This window comes from Cellulomonas fengjieae, assembly GCF_018388465.1.
Taxonomy (GTDB): Bacteria; Actinomycetota; Actinomycetes; order Actinomycetales; family Cellulomonadaceae; genus Cellulomonas; species Cellulomonas fengjieae.
In genome coordinates, this window is the sequence record NZ_CP074404.1 from 944,481 (window position 1) to 963,237 (window position 18,757).

General features: G+C 72.5%; 21 protein-coding genes. 7 read left to right on the forward strand and 14 right to left on the reverse strand.

From position 1 onward, the window contains the following. Positions 1–4 precede the first annotated feature (4 nt). The 9 genes from KG102_RS04315 to KG102_RS04355 all read right to left on the reverse strand — a co-directional run bounded on the left by KG102_RS04315 (position 5) and on the right by KG102_RS04355 (position 6,205). Positions 5–505: a GPW/gp25 family protein gene (locus KG102_RS04315; protein ID WP_208214648.1), complete on the reverse strand. Its 501-nt coding sequence runs from the start codon at positions 503–505 to the stop codon at positions 5–7. Beyond that, positions 502–846 carry a hypothetical protein gene (locus tag KG102_RS04320; RefSeq protein ID WP_208214647.1) on the reverse strand — a complete coding sequence of 115 codons (345 nt, stop codon included), beginning with the start codon at positions 844–846 and terminating at the stop codon, positions 502–504. Before KG102_RS04320 ends, KG102_RS04315 begins: the two co-directional genes overlap by 4 nt. Continuing rightward, on the reverse strand, positions 846–2,558 hold the full coding sequence (locus KG102_RS04325; RefSeq protein WP_208289471.1) for a hypothetical protein: 1,713 nt from the start codon (positions 2,556–2,558) through the stop codon (positions 846–848). Before KG102_RS04325 ends, KG102_RS04320 begins: the two co-directional genes overlap by 1 nt. Beyond that, complete coding sequence (locus KG102_RS04330; protein WP_208289470.1) at positions 2,555–2,974, reverse strand: hypothetical protein; 420 nt, start codon at positions 2,972–2,974, stop codon at positions 2,555–2,557. The genes KG102_RS04325 and KG102_RS04330 overlap by 4 nt, the downstream gene beginning before the upstream one ends. Before the next feature lie 25 nt (positions 2,975–2,999). Then, positions 3,000–3,506 carry a hypothetical protein gene (locus tag KG102_RS04335; protein ID WP_208214644.1) on the reverse strand — a complete coding sequence of 169 codons (507 nt, stop codon included), beginning with the start codon at positions 3,504–3,506 and terminating at the stop codon, positions 3,000–3,002. A gap of 3 nt (positions 3,507–3,509) precedes the next feature. Continuing rightward, entirely contained in the window at positions 3,510–3,779 is a 270-nt protein-coding gene (locus tag KG102_RS04340; RefSeq protein ID WP_208289469.1) for a hypothetical protein, read from the reverse strand. Between the two features lies 1 nt (position 3,780). Further along, complete coding sequence (locus tag KG102_RS04345) at positions 3,781–4,173, reverse strand: hypothetical protein (RefSeq protein ID WP_208214642.1); 393 nt, start codon at positions 4,171–4,173, stop codon at positions 3,781–3,783. 9 nt (positions 4,174–4,182) lie between these two features. Continuing rightward, entirely contained in the window at positions 4,183–5,304 is a 1,122-nt protein-coding gene (locus KG102_RS04350) for a hypothetical protein (protein WP_208214641.1), read from the reverse strand. Positions 5,305–5,380: 76 nt separating this feature from the next. Continuing rightward, positions 5,381–6,205, reverse strand: coding sequence for a hypothetical protein (locus tag KG102_RS04355; protein ID WP_208289468.1), 825 nt, complete (start codon positions 6,203–6,205; stop codon positions 5,381–5,383). Positions 6,206–6,344: 139 nt separating this feature from the next. On the opposite strand from KG102_RS04355, the gene gatC reads away from it, so the two are divergent. The 4 genes from gatC to KG102_RS04375 all read left to right on the forward strand — a co-directional run bounded on the left by gatC (position 6,345) and on the right by KG102_RS04375 (position 10,310). Continuing rightward, the gene (gene gatC, locus KG102_RS04360) at positions 6,345–6,644 is read left to right on the forward strand and encodes an Asp-tRNA(Asn)/Glu-tRNA(Gln) amidotransferase subunit GatC (protein WP_208214639.1); all 300 of its coding nucleotides are present in this window, start codon (positions 6,345–6,347) and stop codon (positions 6,642–6,644) included. Then, a complete protein-coding gene (gatA, locus tag KG102_RS04365; protein WP_208214638.1) occupies positions 6,641–8,176 on the forward strand; it encodes an Asp-tRNA(Asn)/Glu-tRNA(Gln) amidotransferase subunit GatA in 1,536 nt (511 codons plus the stop codon). The genes gatC and gatA overlap by 4 nt, the downstream gene beginning before the upstream one ends. 5 nt (positions 8,177–8,181) lie before the next feature. Next, positions 8,182–9,684, forward strand: coding sequence for an Asp-tRNA(Asn)/Glu-tRNA(Gln) amidotransferase subunit GatB (gene gatB, locus KG102_RS04370; protein WP_249667472.1), 1,503 nt, complete (start codon positions 8,182–8,184; stop codon positions 9,682–9,684). A 77-nt stretch (positions 9,685–9,761) separates the two neighbouring features. Beyond that, entirely contained in the window at positions 9,762–10,310 is a 549-nt protein-coding gene (locus tag KG102_RS04375) for a GNAT family N-acetyltransferase (RefSeq protein ID WP_208214636.1), read from the forward strand. A 64-nt stretch (positions 10,311–10,374) separates the two neighbouring features. On the opposite strand, the gene KG102_RS04380 is transcribed toward KG102_RS04375, so the two are convergent. From KG102_RS04380 to KG102_RS04400, 5 genes are all read right to left on the reverse strand, one after another. Further along, complete coding sequence (locus tag KG102_RS04380) at positions 10,375–11,139, reverse strand: ABC transporter permease (protein ID WP_208214635.1); 765 nt, start codon at positions 11,137–11,139, stop codon at positions 10,375–10,377. Then, on the reverse strand, positions 11,136–11,924 hold the full coding sequence (locus tag KG102_RS04385) for an ABC transporter ATP-binding protein (RefSeq protein ID WP_208289467.1): 789 nt from the start codon (positions 11,922–11,924) through the stop codon (positions 11,136–11,138). Before KG102_RS04385 ends, KG102_RS04380 begins: the two co-directional genes overlap by 4 nt. A 31-nt stretch (positions 11,925–11,955) precedes the next feature. Continuing rightward, a complete protein-coding gene (locus tag KG102_RS04390; RefSeq protein WP_208289466.1) occupies positions 11,956–12,807 on the reverse strand; it encodes a DUF4097 family beta strand repeat-containing protein in 852 nt (283 codons plus the stop codon). Positions 12,808–12,886: 79 nt separating this feature from the next. Next, a complete protein-coding gene (locus tag KG102_RS04395) occupies positions 12,887–13,375 on the reverse strand; it encodes a histidine kinase (RefSeq protein ID WP_208214632.1) in 489 nt (162 codons plus the stop codon). Positions 13,376–13,444: 69 nt separating this feature from the next. Next, entirely contained in the window at positions 13,445–14,785 is a 1,341-nt protein-coding gene (locus tag KG102_RS04400; protein WP_208289465.1) for a cryptochrome/photolyase family protein, read from the reverse strand. 82 nt (positions 14,786–14,867) lie between these two features. Here KG102_RS04400 and KG102_RS04405 point away from each other — a divergent pair, with 82 nt between their 5' ends. The 3 genes from KG102_RS04405 (at position 14,868) to KG102_RS04415 (ending at position 18,750) form a co-directional block, all read left to right on the forward strand. Next, entirely contained in the window at positions 14,868–16,415 is a 1,548-nt protein-coding gene (locus KG102_RS04405) for a peptide MFS transporter (RefSeq protein ID WP_208214630.1), read from the forward strand. Positions 16,416–16,454: 39 nt separating this feature from the next. Continuing rightward, entirely contained in the window at positions 16,455–17,117 is a 663-nt protein-coding gene (locus KG102_RS04410) for a 4a-hydroxytetrahydrobiopterin dehydratase (protein WP_208289464.1), read from the forward strand. Positions 17,118–17,457: 340 nt separating this feature from the next. Next, on the forward strand, positions 17,458–18,750 hold the full coding sequence (locus KG102_RS04415; RefSeq protein ID WP_208214628.1) for an extracellular solute-binding protein: 1,293 nt from the start codon (positions 17,458–17,460) through the stop codon (positions 18,748–18,750). The last annotated feature ends 7 nt before the right edge of the window (positions 18,751–18,757 follow it).

Here is an 18,757-nt window from a genome sequence, read left to right on the forward strand (position 1 = left end):
TCGCTCACCACCTCACGTCTGCCAGGACCTGCACGGTCGCTGCCGCGCCGGTCGTCGGGTCGGAAGCCGGGTCGGTCAGGTCGGCCGCGAGCGGGACGGGGGTGACCGTGATCTCGACGAGCGCGGTGCGGACGTCGCCGGCGCCGCCGTCGGTGCCCGGGTGCGCGGCGAGGTACTCCGGGTCGTCGTCGAACAGCACGCGGTCCACGCTCGCGACCCGGGGGTCGCCCGCGAGCGACCGGATGATGCTCAGGCGCAGCACGTCCTTGACCATGGGCCGCGGCAGCGCGGCGGTGAACGTGTCCCGCACGTCCAGGCCGTACCGCACGTCGAGCCGGTCGCTGGCCCAGGGGGTGGCGAGCCGCAGCTCCAGCCCTTGACGCAGGCACGCCACGCCGCCGACCTCCTCGAGGCGCCCGGCGTCGAGCACGAGGTCGCCGTCGTCGAGCGCGAGCGCCCGGCCGTAGGCCGCCTGCTCGCGGGCGCCGCGCGATCCGGCGCTCATGACGTCACCAGCGACGAGTGGCCCGCCGAACGGACGCTCCACTGCCCGGGCCCGTCCGCGGAGACGCCGTCCGTCAGGCCGCGCGCATCGGTGGTCAGCACCTTGTGCCCGCCCACGGACAGCTTCGTGGCCTCCCCGGCCAGCAGTGAGGTGACCGCCAGGCACGGCTTCGTCGAGCTGGTCGCCGGTGTGCCGCAGCCGCTGATCGTGGCGCCCAGGACGTCGAGCCTGGCGAGCGCCGCCCTGCCCCCGACGGTGAGCGCCGTGCGTCCGCCGGTGAGCGTGACGGAGCCGCCGTGCGCGCACGCGAGCTGGGAGCCGACGGTCAGGACGGTGGCCATCACGCCACCTCCACGGACGAGCCGTCGATGCTCAGGGAGACCTGGCCGTTGCCGAAGGTGAGCTTCTTGTGGTCGGTGGTCACCGACACCGCCCCCTGCGCGTCGATCGTGATCCTGGTGCCGCTCGCGTGCTCGATGGTGATCGTGTCGTCCGCGGGGACGGTGGGTCGCGTGCCGACGGCCGGCAGCGCCGAGGCGCCGACGAGGACGTGCAGCGCCCTGGCCTGCAGCACCCGCGCGCCCCGGGCGTCGACGAGGTCGTTGACGCCCTTGCCGGTCGGCCGTCCGTCGGAGCCCAGCTCGGTGGGCAGGGCCAGCCACCAGTCGCCGGCCTGGTTGGGCGGTGGCGCGGCGGCGGGCTCGGTGGGCCAGAGCCAGCCCGCGACGACCGCGTCGTTGGTCAGGGAGCGGTTGTGGGCCAGCAGCGCGCGCATCCCCGGGTAGACGGGCGTGACCAGCCCGACCTTGTCGAAGGCGAACACCGAGGCGACCGGCTTCTTGACCAGCTCGTCCTCGGTGGAGACGGGGCTGTCCGTGCTCGGTGCGGTGACGCCCCGGGCGGGGGTCTGGGCGTAGTGCATCGTGACGCGGTGCTTGTCACCCTGCGCGGCGCCGTCCCCGGCCACGTACGCGGTGACCTGCCCGACGTCGACGGCGGGGTTGTCCTGCCGCGCGGCGAGCATGGCCCGGTTGAACTCGTCCACCACGCGCGTGGCCGGCGTCGCGGCCGGCGCGCGGGCGCCGCCCGTGACGTCGGCGAGCACGAGCTCGCACACGTAGCCCGACTTCACCGAGTAGGTGGTGGTCAGCGCGCTGATCCGCAGGGTGCCGGACGCCCCCGGGGCCTTCGAGACGATCGACTGCCCGACCCGCAGGCCGGGGTGCCCGAGGACCGTGACGGTGTGCCCGTCGGTCACGGCCCGGTCGGCCGGTGAGGCCGGGGCCGACGCCGCGGCACCCGCCGCGGGCCGGTCGGTCTGGGCGCTGCCGAGCTGGACGATGTTGTCGGCGATCTCCACGGGCGCGCGGTCCCGCCCGACGGCCGCGCCGATGGCGACGACCCCGTCCCCGACGACCAGCGCCTTGCCGGCCAGCTCGGTCAGCTGCGAGAGGGCCGACAGCACCGAGCCGCTGCGGACGGTGAAGTCCCGGGTCGACGCACCCAGCGAGGACCCGTCCGCGAGCCGCAGGCCGCCCGCCGGTGCCGTGACGCTGCTCAGGAGGCGGCGCACGACGGCGTCGAGGTCGCCCGAGCCGCGTAGGGTCCCCGCGGCGCGGGTGTGCAGCAGGAGGTAGCCGGTCTCCTCCTGCCCCCGGAGCACCACCTTGGCGCGCCCGTCCTCGCCGATCGTGGCGTCGATGTCCACGATCCGGCCGCGGAGCACCGGGTGGTTGCCGAACACGATCCGGGGGTCGTCGAGGTAGCCCAAGCTGATCGCGACGTGCAGGGCGCCGTCGTGGTTGGCGGACCGGAGGATCTCGGTGTCCTTGCTGGGCAGGTCGTAGACCGTCACGGCGAACGTGGTCGCGGTCGCCCCCTCGCGCGCCGTGATCGTCACGTCGGCGTCGAGCACCAGGCCCAGCCCGTACACACTGTTGCTGATCGTCAGGGGCAGGCCGAATCCGAACGCCGAGGCCAGGGCACCCAGTGCGCCCCCGCCCGCACCCGCGGCGCTGATCACCACCTTGTGCCAGAGCACGATGCCGTTCATCGCACACCCACCCGGGCGCGCAGGACCGAGCCGAACGCGCCGGCACCGTTGAGGTTCCCGACCGCGATGCGTACCTCGTCGACCACGAGGACGAGCTCCGCCGCGGTGTGCACCAGGCCCGGCAGGAACCGGCGGCGCAGCAGCGGGACGGGCGTGCCGTCCGGCGACTGCCGGACCACGACGCCGACGAGCATGCCCTGGGCGGGCGAGGTCGCCGAGCCCACCACGTCGATCGTGGTGCGGCGGTCGGCCTCCTGGTCCAGGAGGTGCTCGGGCACGTCGACGTACAGCTCGAACCGGTAGGTGCGCTCCGCCATGCCGAGCAGGAAGGACTGGGGGAAGCCGTCGTCGGCGTCGACGGGCAGCGTCCGCAGGCCGACGGTCGACGCCGCGGTGGCCGGCACGGGTGCGGTCACGATGAGCCTCCTGTTCGGGTGCGGGTCAGGGGCCCGGGGCCCGGGTGACCGGGTTGGGCGGGGGCGACGACGGCAGGGCGGCCGTCGCGACGGCGAGTGCGAGGTCGAGCGCCTCGCCGGCCAGCTCGGCGATCGCCGAGCGGGGCACGTGGACGAGCGTGATGCTCACGTCGAGCGCCTCGCGCTTGCTCACCGAGTGCGTGAACTTGAGGTCGGTGATCTGCATGTCGGTGCTGACGGTCATGCCGGCGACGACCGGGATGCCGGCCAGTGCCAGCGCCGGCGCGGCGGCCGCGGCGGTCCACCGGGTGGCCAGCGCGAGCGTCTCCAGCGCCTTCTTGATGAGCAGCCGCTCCTGACCGATCAGCACGGCCTCGATCTGGATCGTCTTGGCTGTGGGAGCCAGCGCCTGGAGGAACCGGCTGCCCATGACCCGCTCGATCTTGTAGCCGTCGGACAGCACCATCGACTGCACCGCGAACAGCGGGACGGGGCCCACGAGGACCGGGGGGTTCCCGGACAGGACGCTCACGGCTCACCCCCGCGCGCCGAGCTCACGACCGAGCTCGTCGAAGACGCGGGCGACGACGGTGCCGGCGGTCGCGTCGTCCAGGCCGACGACCTCGATCTGCACGGGGAACCAGTAGTGCACCTCCGTCGGTCCCTCACCGTCGGCTCCGCGCGCGGTCACCAGGTCCGCGGCGGCACCCGGCGCCGGCACGACGAGCTCGCCCTCGTGCACCAGCGCGATGCCGGTGCGCTCGACGCGGGTCGCGCCGTCCAGGTCGAGGTCGTCGCCGTCCACGTCAGGCCTCGATGCCGACGGTGAGCGCCATGCAGGTGAAGTTCGCCTGCGGCACGCCGTCCACGACGACGTTGCTGGGCGTCGCGCTGGTCACCAGGCAGCGGCTGAACTTGAGCGCCTTGAACGCCCAGTCCTCCCCGTCCTTCTCGGTGACCGCGATCTCGAACTCGCCGCCCGTCAGCGCGAGCTCGGTGAGGTCGGCGACCGCGGTGGCGATCGCGGGGACGGCCATGGTGAACGTGATCGTCACCGGCTGCCGGATGACCCCGACGTTGTCGGACTCGATGCTGTGCAGGACCGTGTGCGGCACCCCGAAGGTCGGGGAGATGCTCGTGATCGGCGTGATCGTCGTCGTGCCGAGCTTGACCTCGAGCCGCGTGTTCCAGTCGGGCATGGCGATCTCCTATTCGAACTTGAGGGTCAGCGCGACGCGGTGGATCGCGCCGGCGTAGTCGACGGCGACGAGGACCTCGACCACCCGCTGGGACTGGGCGTCGTCCACCTGCTGGTCCTCGGCGGCGGTGCGGACCGGCTTGTCCAGCAGTCCGAGGATCGGGATGATCACGTCGTACCCCTCGATCACCCCCTGGCGGACGAGCGGGTCCAGGACCGCCTCGAGCTGGGCACCGAGGGTGCGCAGGCCGGAACGGCTGACGCGGACGTTGCCGATCGTGCGGATCAGCTGGGCCTTGAGCAGGAACGAGACGTTGTCGATCGTGCGCACGACGTCGATGTACTTCTTGCCGCCGCCCGGGTCTCCCGTGTAGCCCTCGCCCAGGTACAGCCCCTGGCCGGGGATGAGCGCGGGGTCGACCAGCCAGTTGACACCCTGCCCGGCAGGACCGGATGCGAACGTCTCGGAGCCGTTGAGCTGGTCGATCTCCGCGGCCGTGAACGCCTCGCTCGACGTCTTGACCGGCTTGAGCAGCAGGGAGACGTGCGGCTCGTAGCCCGCGATCGTGCCCGCGACGGCCGCCGCGACGTCCTCGTCGCTCTTGTGGGCGACGAACACCATGCGTTCGCTGGCGAGGGCGCCGGAGACGATCGTCGGGTCGGTGGCGGCCTTCTCCAGCATGGCGACGCCGATGCGCTCCCGGCCGTCGCCGCCGGTGTTGGAGACGCCGACCACGTGGTCGGCCAGTGCGCGGACGGCACCCCCGGCAGCCGCGGCGGCCGTGTCGAGCGGCGTGTCCGCGAGCGTGACGATCTGCACGTCCCGGGTGGAGAGCGTGTCGAGCGCGAGCGCCCAGTCCGGCGCGGCCGTGTCGACCCGCACGCCCGTGACCTGCGTGGGTCCGGGGATCTGGTTGAAGGCCAGCGAGATCGCGTCACCGAGCGCGCCCGGTGCGCGACGGCGCGCCTCGGCGGGGTCGGTGAAGACGACGGCGTCGCCGACGGCGAGGAGGTCGGCCGGCGGTGCCGCCGGTGGCGTCACCCTGCCGACGACCGCCACGTTGCCGTAGGCGCGCACGGCCGGCGCGAACATGTCGGAGACCGGGTTCACCCGGACGTACCGGACGGTCATGGTCGTGTCCCTTCGTGGAGAGCGGGTGCTGGCGCGGCGTGGGGTCGGCGACCCCGTGCCGGGGGCGGGCGGCGCCTCACGGCGGGCTCGCGAAGAGCGGGAGCACGCCCGCGGAGGCGTACAGGGAGTCGACGGCGGTGTCGTCCGGCTGCCCCGCGGGCGCGGTGGCCGGCAGGACGACCGCGACCGCGAACGGCCGGACCGGCCGGCCGAGCGTGGGATCGGCCCTGCCCGGGGGGCCCGCGGCCCCCGCCGCGCGCAGGCGGCGTGCGGCCCGCAGGCCGCCGACGAGGTCGCGGTCGTCCAGCACCGCGAGCGCGACGTCGAGCGTGATGGTGCGGGCGTTGGCGGGGTCCGCCGGGTCGAACGGGGGCGCGGGACGCAACCGGACCTCGGCCAGGACGTACTCGGCGGACGCGCGCAGCTGCTCGACGGTGCTGATCCGGCGGCGCGCGAGGAAGTCGTCCAGGTCGAGGTAGCGGAACCGGGACCGGAAGTCGGCCAGGCTCGTGACGTCGTCGATGGCGCGCGTGACGGCCGACTCGACCCCGCCGGGGTCCAGCGCCGCCACCACGTCGAGCAGCACGGTGACGTACAGGTCCGCCCACACCTCGGCGCCCACCCGCTCGACCAGGCCGCGCAGGTCCGCGGTCAGGTGGCTGGGTTGCGCCTGCGTCCAGGTGAGGGCGACGCGGTCGGCGGCGGTCAGGCGGTGCTCGGGCCGGACCGACAGCACGGTCGCGCCGGTGATCCGGTCCAGCTCGACGCCCTCGGTCTCGTAGACCTCGTCCACGAGCCGCACCAGGCGCGGGTAGGTCGCGGCGGGCGCCCCGGTGAGCAGGGCCGTCATCGCGGCGGGGTCGTGCAGCTGGGCGAGCACGTGGTCCGCGAACGCCGCCATGGCCGACCTCCTCCCGCTGCTGTGTGGACGGATCCACTGTCACGGGGGACGGGTCGGGGTCGACATACGCACAACTGCGCAGCGGGGGAGGTATCTGATGCGGCGGGAGGCCGCCGCACCGCTGACTAGACTCGGCTCCATGTCCACCCTCTCTCGCGACGAGGTCGCGCGCGTGGCGGGCCTGGCACGGATCGACCTCACGCCGGCGGAGCTCGACCGCCTGGCGGGCGAGCTCGACGTCATCGTCGAGTCGGTCGCCCGCGTGAGCGAGATCGCCACGCCCGACGTGCCGGCCACCAGCCACCCCCTGCCGCTGACCAACGTCTTCCGACCCGACGTGCCCGTGGCGGTCCTCGACCGCGACGCCGTGCTCGCCGCTGCGCCGTCGGCCATCGACGGCAAGTTCGCGGTCCCGCAGATCCTGGGGGAGGACGCGTGAGCCCCGAGAGCACCGACCTGACGCGGCTGTCCGCCGCCGCGCTGGCCCGGAAGCTGGCCGCCAAGGAGGTGTCGAGCGTCGAGGTGACGCAGGCGCACCTCGACCGGATCGCGGCCGTCGAGCCCGCCGTCCACGCGTTCCTCCAGGTCAGCGACACTGCGGCCCTCGCGGTGGCCGCTGACGTCGACGCCCGCCGCGCGGCCGGCGAGGAGCTGCACGCGCTCGCGGGCGTGCCGATCGCCGTCAAGGACATCGTCGTCACCCAGGGCCTGGAGACCACCGCCGGCTCGAAGATCCTCGAGGGCTGGATCCCGCCGTACGACGCCACGATCGTCGAGCGGATCAAGGCGGCGGGCCTGCCCATCCTGGGCAAGACCAACATGGACGAGTTCGCCATGGGGTCCTCCACGGAGCACTCCGCCTACGGCAACACCCACAACCCGTGGGACCTCGACCGGATCCCCGGCGGCTCCGGGGGCGGGTCCGCCGCGGCGGTCGCCGCCTACGAGGCCCCGCTGGCCATCGGCACCGACACCGGCGGCTCGATCCGCCAGCCCGCGGCCGTCACCGGCACGGTCGGCGTCAAGCCCACCTACGGCGGGGTGTCCCGCTACGGGCTCATCGCGCTGGCGTCCTCGCTCGACCAGGCCGGCCCGGTGACCCGCACGGTCCTCGACTCGGCGCTGCTGCACGAGCTCATCGGCGGCCACGACCCCCGCGACTCGACGTCGATCGACGAGCCGCTGCCCGCGCTCGTCGCCGCGGCCCAGCAGGGCGCCAACGCGGACCTGTCGGGCGTGCGCGTCGGTGTCATCCGCGAGCTGCAGGGCGAGGGCTACCAGCCCGGCGTCCTCGCGCGGTTCGAGGAGTCCCTCGAGCTGCTCCGTGGTGCGGGCGCGCAGATCGTCGAGGTCTCCTGCCCGCACTTCACGTACGCGTTCGCGGCGTACTACCTGATCCTGCCGGCCGAGGCGTCCAGCAACCTGGCCAAGTTCGACGGCATGCGGTTCGGCCTGCGGGTCGTCCCGGAGGACAACCCCACCGCGGAGCGCGTCATGGCCGCCACCCGCGGCCAGGGCTTCGGCGACGAGGTCAAGCGCCGGGTCATCCTGGGCACCTACGCCCTGTCGGCCGGCTACTACGACGCCTACTACGGCTCGGCGCAGAAGGTCCGCACGCTCATCCAGCGCGACTTCACCGCCGCGTTCGAGGCGGCCGACGTGCTGGTCTCCCCGACGGCGCCGACCACGGCGTTCAAGCTGGGGGAGAAGCTGGACGACCCCCTGGCGATGTACCTCAACGACGTCGCGACCATCCCGGCCAACCTGGCGGGCGTGCCCGGCCTGTCGCTGCCGAGCGGGCTGTCCGACGACGGCCTGCCCGTCGGGTTCCAGGTGCTGGCACCGGCCAAGGCCGACGACCGGCTGTACCGCGTGGGGGCCGCGCTCGAGGCGCTGCTGGAGAACGAGTGGGGCGGGCCGCTGCTGGCCCGGGCACCTGAACTGGCAACAGCGCTGGAGGCACAGAAGTGAGCACCGTGAGCACGCTGGTCGACTACGACGACGCCGTCGCGCGCTACGACACGGTCATCGGCATCGAGGTGCACGTCGAGCTCGGGACGGCCACCAAGATGTTCGACGGCGCGCCGGCCGGGTTCGGCGAGGAGCCGAACACCTCGATCACCCCGGTCTCGCTGGGGCTGCCCGGCGCACTGCCGGTGGTCAACGGCCTGGCCGTGGAGTACGCGATCCGGATCGGTCTGGCGCTGAACTGCTCGATCGCGCAGACCTGCCGGTTCGCCCGGAAGAACTACTTCTACCCGGACGTGCCCAAGAACTTCCAGACGTCCCAGTACGACGAGCCCATCGCCTACGAGGGGTGGGTCGACGTCGAGCTCGACGACGGCAGCATCTTCCGCGTCGAGATCGAGCGCGCGCACATGGAGGAGGACGCCGGCAAGAACACCCACATCGGCGGCTCCGACGGGCGCATCCACGGCGCCGAGTACTCGCTGGTCGACTACAACCGCGCCGGCATCCCGCTCGTGGAGATCGTCACCAAGCCGATCACCGGCGCCGGTGCCCGGGCGCCCGAGGTGGCCCGCGCGTACGTGCAGACCCTGCGCGACCTGTTCCGCGCGCTGGAGGTCTCCGAGGCCCGCATGGAGCGCGGCAACGTCCGCGCGGACGTCAACGTGTCGCTGCGGCCCACGCCCGACTCCCCGCTGGGCACCCGCACGGAGACCAAGAACGTCAACTCGTTCCGGTCGGTGGAGCGGGCCGTGCGCTACGAGGTCAGCCGCCAGGCGGGCGTGCTCGACGACGGCGTCGCGATCATCCAGGAGACGCGGCACTGGCACGAGGACACCGGCACCACCGCCTCCGGGCGCGTGAAGTCGGACGCCGAGGACTACCGGTACTTCCCGGAGCCGGACCTGGTGCCGATCGCGCCGGACCGCGCCTGGGTCGAGGAGATCCGCGCGGGCCTGCCGGAGCTTCCCGCGGCCCGGCGCCGCCGGCTGCAGGGCGAGTGGGGCTACGCCGACGCCGAGATGCGCGACGTCGTCAACGCCGGTGCCGTGGAGCTCATCGAGACCACGATCGCCGCGGGCGCGAGCCCGGCCGCCGCACGCAAGTGGTGGATGGGCGAGCTGGCCCGCACCGCCAAGCAGCAGGAGGTCGAGCTGGCCGAGCTGCCCGTGACGCCGGGCCAGATCGGTCAGCTGCAGAAGCTGGTCGACGAGGGCCGGATCAACGACAAGCTGGCCCGGCAGGTGCTCGAGGGCGTCCTGGCGGGCGAGGGGGACCCGGAGACGGTGCTCGTCGCGCGCGGGCTCGAGGTCGTCTCGGACGACGGCCCCCTGCTCGAGGCCATCGACGCCGCCCTGGCCGCACAGCCGGACATCGCGGAGAAGATCCGCTCCGGGAACCTGGGACCTGTCGGCGCGATCATCGGAGCCGTGATGAAGGCGACCCGCGGTCAGGCCGACGCCGGGCGCGTCCGCGAGCTGCTGCTCGAGCGCATCCAGGTCGGGGGCTGACCGGGCGTCGTGACCCGCCGGTAACGTCCCGGCCATACCCGGGCCGTAGCGTTCGCCGCGGCGACAGGAGGCAACTGATGGACAAGCCCACGCTCCAGGGGGAGATGATCGTGCTCCGCCCCATCAGGGCGGGCGACGCCGACGCCGTGTGGGAGTCGGTGAGCGACCCCGAGGGGATGCGCCTCACCGGCACCACGCAGCTCCTCTCCCGGCCCCAGATCGACGCCTGGTGCAGCTCCATCGAGTCCGCCGAGGGGCGCATCGACCTGGCGGTGACCGCGAACGGTGCCGACGAGTACCTCGGCGAGATCGTGCTCGACGACATCGACGAGGCGGTCCGGTCGGCCAGCCTGCGCCTGGTGATGCGTCCCGGCTACCGGGGCCGGGGCTACGGCACGGAGGCGATCCAGCTGATGCTCGGCCTGGCGTTCGACGGCCTGGGGCTGCACCGCGTCGGGCTGGACGTGCTGAGCATCAACACGAGGGCCACGTCGCTGTACGAGAACCTCGGGTTCCGCATCGAGGGCCGCAGGCGCGACGCCTACCGCGACGGCCCCGGGTTCTGCGACGCGATCATGATGGCGCTGCTCGAGGACGAGTTCCGCGCGTCCCAGATCCCGACGTAGGAACGGGGCAGCCCCGCCGGGCGCCCGCGGGGGACGTTCGACGGGGCGACGGCGGGGTGCGCGGTCAGCTGATCTTGCGCCGGTAGATCCGCATGGCGAAGGCGTAGGACACCACGAGGATCCCCAGGCACCAGGCCAGCGCCACCCCGAGGTCGCTGCCGACCGGCTGCCCGGCGAACAGCGCCTGGATCGAGTTGACGATCGACGTGACCGGCTGGTTCTCCGCGAAGGCCCGGACCGGACCGGACATGGTGTCCGTGGGGACGAACGCCGAGCTGATGAACGGCAGGAAGATCAGCGGGTAGGAGAACCCCGCCGCCCCGTCCACCGACTTGGCGGAGAGGCCGGCGATGACGGCGAGCCAGGTGAGCGCCAGCGTGAACAACGCCAGGATCCCGGCGACGGCCACCCACGCGAGCACGCCCGCCGAGGTGCGGAACCCCATGAGCAGGCCGACCAGCACGATGATCACGACCGTGATCCCGTTCGACGCCATCGAGGTCAGCACGTGTGCCCACAGCACGGACGGGCGCGAGATCGGCATGGAGTGGAACCGCTCGAAGATCCCGCTCTGCAGGTCGGTGAACAGCCGGACCGCCGTGTAGGCGATGCCCGACGCGATCGCGATCAGCAGGATCCCCGGCAGCAGGTAGTTGACGTAGTTGTCGGCGCCGGACCGGAGCGCCCCGCCGAACACGTAGACGAACAGCAGCATGAGGGCGATCGGGGTGAGCGCCGTGGTGATGATCGTGTCCACGCTGCGGGTGATGTGGCGCAGGGATCGGCCGGTCAGGTCGACCGTGTCGCTGACGAAGTGGGTGGTGGTCATGACAGGTCCTCACTGGGCTCGGTCGTGGCGTCTTTCCCGACGAGGGCGAGGAAGATCTCCTCGAGGCTGGGCTGCTTCTCGACGTACTCGACCGTGGCCGGCGGCAGCAGCCGCTTGAGCTCGGCCAGGGTGCCGTCCGCGATGATGCGGCCCTGGTGCAGGATCGCGATCCGGTCCGCCAGCTGCTCGGCCTCGTCGAGGTACTGCGTGGTCAGCAGGACGGTCGTGCCCTGCGTGGCGAGCTCCGTGATCACCTGCCAGACCTCGAGGCGGGCCTCGGGGTCGAGCCCGGTGGTCGGCTCGTCGAGGAAGAGCACCGTCGGCTGGCCGATCAGGCTCATCGCGATGTCGAGCCGGCGGCGCATGCCGCCCGAGTACGTGGCCACCCTGCGCGACCCCGCCTCCGCGAGGTCGAACCGCGTCAGCAGCGTGTCCGCGATCTGGCCCGGGTCCGGGAGGTGGCGCAGCCTGGCGACGAGCACCAGGTTCTCCTTGCCGGAGAGGATGTCGTCGACCGCGGCGAACTGCCCGGTCAGGCTGATCGACTCCCGGACCTGCAGCGGGTCCGCCATGACGTCGAACCCGTTGACCTCTGCCGTGCCGGCGTCCGGCTTCAGCAGGGTGGACAGGATCCGCACCATCGTGGTCTTGCCGGCCCCGTTCGAGCCGAGCAGGGCGAAGATGCTGCCCGGCGCGACCTCGAGGTCCACGCCCCGCAGGACGTGCAGCTCCTTGAAGGACTTCTCGATGCCCTGCACACGGATCGCAGGCTCACTGGTGTTCATGTGTCGTGCTCCTTCCTGTTCGGTCTCTCGGTCACCGGGTGCGTTGGATGTGGATGTCGCCGGCCTGGGTGCGCGCGCGGACCGCGACGGCCTGCTCCGACCCGGTGGGGCCGCGGTCGCCGTCGAGCTGGTTGCGCACGTGGCCGCTCTTCGAGGACAGGTCGAGCCAGGCGGGGACCCCGGGGGAGATGCCGACGGTGACCTGGCCGTAGCCGCTCTCGATCTGGATCGAGCCGCTGGAGACCTCGCGGAGCCGGATGCTGCCGTACGCGGTCTTCGCCGCCACCGAGCCCAGCGCCGTCGTGACCTCGAGGTCGCCGTAGGACAGCTTCGCCTCGAGGTCGCCGGCGGCCCGCTCGACCTGGATGGAGCCGTGCGCCGCCTTGAGGATCGCGTCGTCGGTCACGGTCCCGATCCGGATCTGGCCGTGGTCGGCCGTGATCTCGGCGGTGCCGTCGGCGGTGCCCACGCTGACGCTGCCGTGCCCGGCCCGCAGCCACAGGTCGCCCGTCGCGTCGACCTCGACGTCGCCCATCGAGCTCTTGATGCGGGTGGCCCCGAGGCGCCCGATCGTGCGGACCGCACCCATGGCGATCTCACCGGTGAACCGCGACCCGGTCGGCAGCTCGACCAGGACGTCGACCGAGTCGTCGGGGCCGGCACCGATCCAGGCGAGGCGGGGCCGCGGGCCCGTGATCGTGAGCCGCGTGCCGTCGAAGTCGACCTTCGTCTCCTCTGCGCCTCTGCGGTTGCCCGCCTTCGCGGGGTTGGTGGCCGACACCGTCACGACGGTCTCGGTGCGGTCGCCGGCGACGACCTGCATCTCACCGACCTGCACGTTGACGGCCAGGTCGATCGGGGTCGGGGTCTGGTAGCTGGGCATGGCGAGGCCTCCCTGTGTGAGGGTGTGCTGGTCCGGCCCCGCGGGTCCGCGTGGCTGGTGGGGCTGTGGGGAGCTGGGGCTAACGCGCCCAGCCGGCAAAGCTGTCGCCGGAGCGGAGCGCGCGCTGGGCCGACCGTCGCTGCTTGGGCTGGAGGGCAGCCGCGACCGCACGGACCAGCCACGTGTTGACGGACAGGCCGTCGGCTGCAGCCGCCTCGTCCACGCGCACCTTGAGCGCGTCGGGAAGGCGGAGCGTCGTGCGCGAGGTGCTCACGTCGTCGACGTCGACGGGCGCCGCGGGGGAGTCGTCGGTGTCGGGCTCGGTGCTGGGCTGCGCGACGACGAACTCGATCTCGCGCCCCCGAAGCCGCACGTCGACCGAGCCGGGAGCCAGGTCGCGGGTGATCTCGCCGGCCGCCGCCGACAGGACGTCGAGCAGCACCAGGCGCGTCGCGGCGTCGAGCCCGGCGACGAGCCGCTCGGCCGCCGCCCGGGTGTCGTCGTTGCCGTTGTCAGCCGCGTCCACCAGCCGGCGCTGGAGGTCGCTCACGTACTGTCCGAGTTCCATGGCATCAGCGTGACACCACGATGGTGTCACGTCAACCCTCGATGGTGTCAGGACCGGATCGAGGTGGTGTCAGACCGGCCCTCGGCGGAAGTCGTCGAGGGCGATCCGGCGCTCGGCGGCGTGGTCGACGATCGGCGGCGGATAGTCCGGGGGAGCTGCGCGCCCCAGCGTCCACGGGCGGTGCACCGCGCGCCCGGGCACCTGCCGCAGCTCGGGGACCCACTCGCGCACGTAGGAGCCGTCGGGGTCGAACCGTTCGCCCTGCGTGACGGGGTTGAACACCCGGACGTAGGGCGCCGCGTCGCGCCCCGTGCCCGCGACCCACTGCCAGTTGAGCTGGTTCTGTGCGACGTCCCCGTCCACCAGCCGCTCCATGAAGTACCGGGCGCCCCGCTGCCAGCGCACGTGCAGGTCCTTCACCAGGAACGACGCCACCACCATCCGGACCCGGTTGTGCACCCAGCCGAGCGCGCGCAGCTGGCGCATGCCGGCGTCGACGATCGGGTAGCCGGTCCGCCCGGCCGCCCAGGCGTCGAATGCGGCGTCGCCCGGGTCCCACGCGTCCGGCGGCACCACCTCGCGCAGGGAGCTGCGCGCCGCGCCGGGGTGGTGCCACAGGACGTCGGCGTGGAACTCGCGCCAGGCCAGCTGGGACCGGAAGGTCGCGACGTCCGACCCGAACGCCGCCAGGTCGGCCAGCAGCGTGCGCGGGTGCAGCTCGCCGTACTTGAGCGGGACCGAGAGCCGCGAGGTGCCGTCGATGTCGGGGCGGTCGCGCTCGGTGCCGTACCGCTCGAGCCCGTCCTGCACGTACGCGCTCCAGCGGGCGCGGGCGGCGCGTTCACCGGCCGCGGGCAGCCGCACGTCCGTCGTCGGCTCGTCGGGGATGCCGTCGGAGCGGACCTGCGCCCACCGGACGTCCTGGGGCTGCCGGGCGGGAGCGTGCCACCCGTGGTCCAGCCAGGCCGCGCGGAACGGGGTGAACACCTGGTACGGCGTCCCCGCCTGGGTGGTCAGCCGGCCCGGTGCGACCGCGTACGGCGAGCCGGTCGGGACCAGGGGGACGTCCAGCGCCCGCTCGACCGCGTCGTCGCGGCGCCGGCCGTAGGGCTCGGTCGCCGCGGTGACGTGCACGGCGGCCGCCGCGACCTCGCGCGCGACCGCCGGCAGCACCTCGGACGGCGTCCCGTGCCGCACCACGAGCCGCCCGCCGAGCGACTCGTCCAGCGCCCGCAGGCTGCGCGTGAGGTACGCCACTCGCGGCGCCGCGGAGGGCCGCCAGAGAGCCGGGTCGACCACGAAGAGGGGCACGACCTCGTCGTCGCAGGACGCGGCGCGCTCCACCGCGGTGACCAGCGCAGGGTTGTCCGCCAGCCGCAGATCGCGGCGGAACCAGAGGATCGTGGCCACCCGGCGACGGTAGCCGCAGCACCTCCCGGCCGCCGTCCGGGCGGGTTGGGCCGGACCTCGAGGGCCGTGTCACGATGGTTTCATGAGTGGCGCAGAGGGTAACGGTCAGGTCGACGGGACCGCACCGGCCGCGCAGAAGCGCAGCACGCTTCCGGGCGACCGGGCGTTCTTCGGTCAGCCTCTCGGTCTGTTCACGCTCTTCGGGACCGAGCTGTGGGAGCGGTTCAGCTACTACGGGATGCGCGCCATCCTGCTGTTCTACCTGACCGACACGGTCGCGAACGGCGGGCTCGGCGTCGAGCAGACGTCCGGCGAGGCGCTCGTCGCCATCTACGGGTCGTCGGTCTACCTGCTGTCCGTGCTCGGCGGCTGGCTGGCTGACCGCGTCATCGGCGCGCGGCGCTCGGTGCTCTACGGCGGCATCATCATCGCCGCCGGACACGTGCTCCTGACGTTGCCCGCGCCGTTGTTCTCCTACCTGGGCATCGTGCTGGTGGCGCTGGGCACCGGGCTGCTCAAGCCGAACGTGTCCAGCATGGTCGGCGAGCTGTACGACCGCGACGACCCCCGCCGCGACTCCGGCTTCTCGATCTTCTACATGGGCATCAACATCGGCTCGCTGTCCGCCCCCTTCCTGGTGGGTGCCGCCCGGGCGATCGGCGGCTACCACGCGGGCTTCGCCGTGGCCGCCGTCGGCATGGCGATCGCGCTCGTGTTCTTCGTCGCCGGGCGCAAGTACCTGGGTGGATCGGGCGACGTGCCGCCCAACCCGATGACCGCCCAGGACCGCCCCGCGGTGGTCCGGCTGGTGCTCGTGGTGCTCGCGGGGATCGCCTTCGCCTTCGCGGTCGCGCGACTCGTCCGGGGGGAGTTCGGGCTCTCGACGTTCATCGACGCGATCTCCTACCTCGCGCTCGCGGCCCCCGTCGCCACCTTCATCGTCATGTTCCGCTCGCCCAAGGTGACCGCCAACGAGCGGACCCGGCTGCGTGCGTACATCCCGCTCTTCGTCGCGGCGATGATCTTCTGGATGATCTTCGAGCAGGCGGCCAGCACGCTCGCCTCCTACGCGCAGGACAACACGGAGCTGTCCCTCTTCGGCCTGTCGCTGTCGCCCGAGCTCTTCCAGTCCATCAACCCGGCCACCATCATCCTGCTGGCGCCGCTGTTCGCCTGGCTGTGGATCCGGCTCGACGACCGCCCGCCGACGGCGGTGAAGTTCGCCCTGGGCCTGACCTTCGCCGCCCTGAGCTTCGTGTTCCTGGCGGGTGCGTCGTGGCTGGCGGACGGCGGCAAGACGCCGGCCTGGGTGCTGGTCGCCGTCTACGTCATCCAGACGGTCGGTGAGCTGTGCCTGTCCCCGGTCGGCCTCGCCGCCACCACGCTGCTGGCCCCGCGGGCCTTCCGCGGGCAGGCCATGGCCCTGTGGTTCCTGGCGCCGTCCGCGGGCAACGCGATCGCCGCCCAGGTCATCCAGTCCACGCCGGACGCCTCGCCGACCGCGTACTTCGGCACGATCGGCCTGGTGGCGCTCGTGTTCGCGGGGGCGATGTTCGCGCTGGCGCCGTGGGTGACGCGGCACATCCGCGCGGGCGCCGACTCCCCGGGGGAAGCGGCGCTGCAGCACTGAGCCGGGCGGGTGTCGGCCGCCGATGGCAGGGTGGGCGCCATGGCTGACACCACACTCCTGCGCCACGGCGACGTCACGGCTGCGGTGGACCCCCGCCACTGGCGCGTCCTCCTGCAGTCGCTTCGGGCGACGTTCTCGACGCCCGACTTCACCACCGCCGCAGCGTTCGTCTCGCGCATCGCCGCCGCCGCGGACGAGGCGAACCACCACCCCGACGTGGTGCTCCGGTGGGGACAGGTCACGGTGACCACCACGAGCCACGACGCGGGCGGCCTGACGCAGCGGGACGTCGACCTCGCCGCGACGGTGAGCGCGATCGCGGACGAGCTCGGCGTGACGGGTGACGCCCAGCGCAGCGAGATGCTCGAGATCGCGATCGACGCGCTCGACATCCCGGCGGTGCAGCCGTTCTGGGCGGCGGTCATGGCCTACGACGTGACCTCGGACGACGAGGTGACCGACCCGGCCGGCATCGGCCCGGCCATCTGGTTCCAGCAGATGGAGGAGCCACGGCGGCAGCGCAACCGGATCCACTTCGACATCACGGTCGGTCACGACCAGGCCGAGGAACGCATCGCGGCTGCGATCGCCGCGGGCGGGCACCTGGTCAGCGACGACCGGGCACCGGCGTTCACGGTGCTGGCCGACGCCGAGGGCAACGAGGTGTGCGTCTGCACGTGGCAGGCGCGCGACAGCAGCTAGCACCGCCGCACGTCCTGTAGTCGAGCGCTTCGCAGTCGAGATCGTCCCGTTAGTAAAACGTTATCGATAACGTTTGACCATCGCCCGGGACGGATGTCAGAGTGGCGACTGCGCCCCACCGTCAGCGGAGACCGGGCGTGTGTTGACGAAAGAGACTGCACCACCCCCGAGGTGGTGCCGCCCTTGCGAGGCGGGCGCGGTACCGGCAGGGATGCCGGCCCGTGGTGGTGACGGCAGCGCGGGCAGCGCAGGCGGCACCCGCTGTGGCTACGGCGGCAGCGCATCGCCCGCAAGGGGCCAGCTTTCCACTCTGTGCAACTCGACGAAGAGGACAGATCTCATGATTGCTCGCAAGCTCCTGGCGGTCTCTGCCGCCATGGTGATGGGTCTCGCGGGGCTCACGGCCTGTAGCGGTGGCGACGGTGACGACGGCGGCGGCGGCGGCTCGGGCGACACCCAGATGACCTTCTGGCACAACTCGACCACCGGTGACGGCAAGGCCTACTGGGAGGCCACGGTCAAGGACTTCGAGGCCGCCAACCCGGGTGTGAAGATCAAGATCCAGTCCATCCAGAACGAGGACATGGACGGCAAGCTCCAGACCGCGCTGAACTCGGGCGACGCGCCCGACATCTTCATGGCGCGCGGCGGCGGCAAGCTGGCCGACGTCGTCGAGGCCGGCCAGGCGCAGGAGATCGTCGTCGACGAGGCGACCAAGTCGCAGCTCTCGGACGCAGCGTTCAGCGCCTTCACGGTCGACGGCAAGATCTACGGCATGCCGATGTCGGTCCTGCCCGGCGGCATGTACTACAGCAAGGACCTGTTCGCGCAGGCCGGCATCACCGAGACCCCCGAGACCATCGAGGACCTCTCGGCCGCGGTCGACAAGCTGAAGGCCGCGGGGATCGCCCCGATCGCCCTCGGCGCCAAGGACGCCTGGCCCGCCGCGCACTGGTACTACTTCTTCGCGCTGCGTGCCTGCTCGCAGGACACGCTGGACAAGGTCGCCACGGAGATGAACTTCGACGACCCGTGCTGGCAGAAGGCGGGCGACGAGCTCGCAGACTTCGCCGCGACCGAGCCGTTCAACCAGGGCTTCCTCACCACGGCGGCGCAGACGGGCGCGGGCTCGTCCGCCGGCCTCATCGCCAACCACCAGGCCGCGATGGAGCTCATGGGCGCCTGGAACCCGGGCGTGATCGCCTCCCTGACGCCGGACACGAAGCCGCTGGCCGACCTCGGCTGGTTCCCCTTCCCGGCCATCGACGGCGGTGACGGTGGAGCGGGCGCCATGATGGGTGGCCAGGACGGCTTCTCCTGCTCCAAGGACGCTCCGGCCGAGTGCTCGGAGTTCCTGAACTTCGCGATGCAGAAGGAGTACCAGAACGGCTACGCCACGGCGTTCCAGACCCTGCCTGCCTCCGCCGAGGCGCAGGCCGAGGTCACCGACCCCGCCCTCGTCCAGGTCCTCGAGGCCTACCAGTCTGCGCCGTACGTGTCGCTGTGGCTGGACACCCTGCTGGGCCAGAACGTCGGCAACGCGCTGAACGCCGGCGTGGTCAACCTCCTCGCCGGCCAGGGTGACTCGGCCGCGATCGTCAAGGGCGTCGCCGACGCCGCTGCGAAGGAGTAGTACGCAC